Genomic DNA, 3,699 nt, shown 5'->3' on the forward strand with positions numbered 1-3,699 from the left:
TTTAAAGCTTTGCTTTATTTCAATTCTCCTAGAGTCTTATTGCAACAGGGCGGAATTTTCGTGCGTTCCCCCGATAGAGGAATAAGACTTCCCCGATATTTAAGCCTTTCTGGAAATCGCACACAAAGAACCCCAGGAAAACCGCCTTTTATCTCCCTCAAAAAACCTGGAACACAAAACAAAAACCGAAGAAACCTTCAACAGCATATGAACAATTACCAAACAATCATCTCCTGGAGGCAAAGAAAACTTAGAACAAGCAGAACGAACACCAGAAACCCAAATCCAAAAAACAAAACAATCCAAACAGGGTTCTAGGCCATAAGAGACAGAAAAAGCCTCTTCCAGCAACTCCGAAAAAAATTCGTTACACTAAAAACTTAAAATCGCAACAAAACGTCACAGCACAAAAAGAAAGAAAAACGAATTCCCAAGACTGGAGAGGAGAGTGTTAAACGAGAACAGCCCTTAAAGGCAGTTTTGTTTAAAGCGGAGAGCGTCAAACGTGATAGAAAAGGGAAAAAGCTTAAAGCTTCCCGTTCTCCTTAAGCCACTGGCCGTACTTGACGAGGGCGTAGACGGCATCAACCGCGTCCTCGGTTGTCTCGTAGACGGGGATGCCCCTAAGCTCTATGTTCCTCGCCATCTTGTGCGGGAAGTCTCCACCCGGAGCCACAAAGACAATCGGCTTGCCGTAGGCCTTCATTCTTTCCATAGCGTCGATTATCCCCTCGTCCAGAGCGGGGCTCTGGAAGAGAGCTATGACGACGAGAATGTCAACGTTCGGGTCTTCGAGGGCGTAGCGCATGGCTATCTCGTACCTGCTTGACGGGGCGTCACCTATGACGTCGATGGGGTTCCTGTACGCCATATGTGCGGGAAGCTTCCCGGCCTTTATGTCATCTTCAAACTTCCTGATTGTCTCGTCGCTGAGTTCGGCCATTTTAAGGCCCCTCTCGAGCAGACCGTCGCTCATCATGACGCCAGCGCCGCCGCCGTTGGTGACTATTGCAACACGGTCGCCCTTGGCCGGCTTCTGCATGGCCAGTGCCTTGGCGTAGTTGAAGAGCTGCCTCATCGTGGTCGCTTCCAGAACACCGGTCTGCGCAAAAGCGGCCCTGTAAATCGCGTAGGAACCCGCGAGCGAGCCCGTGTGGGAAGCTGCCGCTTTCGCTCCCGCCTCGGTTCTTCCGCTCTTGAGGATTACAACGGGCTTCTTGAGGGTGACGCGCTTCGCTGTCTCGAAGAACTTCCTTCCATCCTTCACGCCCTCGATGTACCCTGTAATAACACCGGTCTTCTCGTCCTCTCCGAGGTATTCCATGAAGTCGCTCTCGTCGAGGTCCGCCATGTTGCCGAGGCTTATGAACTTGCTCATCCCGATGCGCTCCCTGGCGGCCCAGTCGAGGATTGCCGCTCCAAAGGCACCGCTCTGGCTCATGAAGGCGACCTTTCCGAAGGGCGGCCTGGCCTGCCTCTCCGGGGGATTGAAGTTACAGTCGAAGCCGTTCTCAAGGTTCGTAACGCCGAGGCAGTTCGGCCCGACGACGCGGATGCCCCACTTCCTGGCGCGCTTCACGAGTTCCTCCTCGAGGTCGGCCCTCCCGGCCTCTTTAAAGCCAGCGGAGATAACTATCGCGCCCTTAACGCCCTTCTCGCCGCACTCGTCTATAACGTCCGGCACGAACTTGGCCGGAACCGCTATCACGGCCACGTCGACCTCATCGGGGACCTCCTTGATGCTCCTGTAGACTTTGAACTTCCTTCCGTTGACCTCGATTTCGCCGCCCTTGACGTTGACTGCGTAGACCTTGCCGCTGAAGCGGAGCGTTATCGAGCGCATTATGGCGTTTCCAACCTTTCCGGGAACGTGGGAGGCACCTATAACCGCCACGCTCCTCGGATAAAAGAGGAAGTCTAGGTTTTTCATCGTCACCACCTTCGAAGGCTTTTCGGAGGTAATTATTTAAGCTTTCAGGGGTATGGATATTTTATCCTGAGTGCCGGATAGCCTTTACATATATAAACCTTCCGGAGGGGAAAAGGTTAAATGCTCAAAACGTTAAAAAACACGTTAGAACGTTAAAATTGGGTGGTCGCTATGACAAAAGTGAAGGTGATAACCGACCCAGAGGTAATAAAGCTGATGCTCGAAGACACAAGGAGGAAGATTCTGTCCCTGCTCAGGAACAGGGAAATGACTATTTCACAGCTCAGCGAGATTCTCGGGAAGACCCCTCAGACGATATACCACCACATTGAGAAGCTCAAGGAGGCCGGGCTGGTCGAGGTCAAGAGAACCGAGATGAAGGGCAACCTCGTCGAGAAGTACTACGGGAGAACCGCAGATGCGTTCTACATAAACCTCTACCTCGGCGACGAGGAGCTTCGCTACTTTGCCCGCTCAAGGCTCAAAACAAAGCTCGACATATTCAGGGCGCTCGGTTACGAGTTTGACGAGACGGAGCTTTTGAACGTGATGGACGAACTCCTCAAGAAGGAGCACCAGTACAAGACCGAAATCTCCAAGGAAATGGAGGAGAAGGAGGAGGAGCTTAAGGACTTCTCGAACGAGGACATAATCCACGCGATAGAGTGGCTCGCCATGGCCAAGATAGGCCGCGATGAGGAGAGCATGGAACTGCTTAAAAAGCTCGGTGAGCTTCTCAAGAAGTGATGGGCATGGCGAAGGGCATAAGGCTCCTCGTACTGGACGTGCTCAAGCCGCACCAGCCGATTGTCACGGAGCTGGCCCTCGGGCTGAGCGAGCTTGAAGGAGTCGAGGGAGTCAACATAACTCTCGTGGAAATTGACAAAGAGACCGAGAACGTCAAGATAACGATAGTCGGCGACGACCTCAACTACGAGGAAATCGTCAGGACAATAGAAGACTTTGGGGGGGTTGTCCACAGCATAGACATGGTCGCCGCGGGAAGGAGAATAGTTGAGGAGGAGGAGACGCCGCAGGACAAGCTGGAGGAGTATTAATTGAGGGAAGTTCTGATAATAACCGAGCCTGAGAAGGTAAAGGTTCTCTCCGAGGAGACAAGGTTCAGGATACTTCAGTTGCTGAGGCAGAGGCCCATGACAATCTGGGAGCTCAGCAGGGCCGTTGGAAAGGACAGAACGACGGTATACAGACACGTAAAGGTCCTAGAGAAGGCCGGTCTCGTAGAGGAAATCGGCACTGAGGGCAACGAAAAGCTCTACGGAAGAACCGCGAGGCTCTTCCTCATAAAGGCGGAACCCGACGAAAGCGTTGAGAGCTTCAGGCAACTGTACCTTCAGGTCGAGGCCGAGAGGCTCGTTGGCATACTTGAAAAATCGGGAATACGGGCAAAGAACAGGGAGAAGCTGAAAAAACTCATAAAGGAAGTTCTGAATGAAATCGAAGTGAATTCACAGCCCATCATCAAAAAGGTCTCTGAGTCAGGGGTGGAGCTGGACGAGGTGGAACTCTTTCATCTCCTGAACACGCTGGTCTTCCTGCAGAGCTGCGAGCTGTGTGAGAAGGCAAAGAAGATGAGGGAGCTTATAGAGATTTAAAATTCTTCCACCCACTTTACGGCCTTCGGAACCTTCATTGCAACTTCTAATGCGGTGAAGTTCTCCCCGAACTCTTCTTTCACCATGTCGCCGGCGAGACCGTTGAGGAAGGCACCGACCGAAGCGGCCCTAAGCGGGGAGTTTCCGAGCGCG

5 protein-coding genes and 1 pseudogene are annotated in these 3,699 nt (G+C 52.4%); 4 read left to right on the forward strand and 2 right to left on the reverse strand.

Annotated features, from left to right (window positions below):
- Positions 1-318 (forward strand): hypothetical protein (locus tag MVK46_RS01345; protein ID WP_297534671.1); only part of this gene is annotated, 318 nt, incomplete at its 5' end.
- Positions 319-526: 208 nt separating this feature from the next.
- Here the strand turns inward: MVK46_RS01345 and MVK46_RS01350 are convergent.
- The gene (locus MVK46_RS01350) at positions 527-1,930 is read right to left on the reverse strand and encodes a CoA-binding protein (protein WP_297534685.1); all 1,404 of its coding nucleotides are present in this window, start codon (positions 1,928-1,930) and stop codon (positions 527-529) included.
- A gap of 171 nt (positions 1,931-2,101) precedes the next feature.
- Between MVK46_RS01350 and MVK46_RS01355 the strand changes: the two genes are divergently transcribed.
- Genes MVK46_RS01355 through MVK46_RS01365 form a run of 3 tightly spaced genes read left to right on the forward strand, consistent with a single transcriptional unit; the run spans position 2,102 to position 3,546 of the window.
- Entirely contained in the window at positions 2,102-2,677 is a 576-nt protein-coding gene (locus tag MVK46_RS01355) for a winged helix-turn-helix domain-containing protein (RefSeq protein ID WP_297534673.1), read from the forward strand.
- A gap of 5 nt (positions 2,678-2,682) precedes the next feature.
- Positions 2,683-2,988 (forward strand): DUF211 domain-containing protein, encoded by a 306-nt coding sequence (locus MVK46_RS01360; protein WP_297534687.1) that lies wholly within the window; start codon positions 2,683-2,685, stop codon positions 2,986-2,988.
- Complete coding sequence (locus MVK46_RS01365) at positions 2,989-3,546, forward strand: winged helix-turn-helix domain-containing protein (protein WP_297534675.1); 558 nt, start codon at positions 2,989-2,991, stop codon at positions 3,544-3,546.
- Here the strand turns inward: MVK46_RS01365 and MVK46_RS01370 are convergent.
- Positions 3,543-3,699 (reverse strand): annotated as a pseudogene (locus tag MVK46_RS01370) (bifunctional ADP-dependent NAD(P)H-hydrate dehydratase/NAD(P)H-hydrate epimerase); the annotation flags it as partial. The gene MVK46_RS01365 and the pseudogene MVK46_RS01370 sit on opposite strands and share 4 nt — an antisense overlap.

Source organism: Thermococcus sp., assembly GCF_027066465.1.
In the GTDB taxonomy this organism is placed as follows: Archaea; Methanobacteriota_B; Thermococci; order Thermococcales; family Thermococcaceae; genus Thermococcus.

Coding starts and splice junctions, on each gene's coding strand:
- MVK46_RS01360 (WP_297534687.1), top strand. CDS start 2,683: ATGGCGAAGGGCATAAGGCTCCTCGTACTGGACGTGCTCAAGCCGCAC.
- MVK46_RS01350 (WP_297534685.1), bottom strand. CDS start 1,930: ATGAAAAACCTAGACTTCCTCTTTTATCCGAGGAGCGTGGCGGTTATA.
- MVK46_RS01355 (WP_297534673.1), top strand. CDS start 2,102: ATGACAAAAGTGAAGGTGATAACCGACCCAGAGGTAATAAAGCTGATG.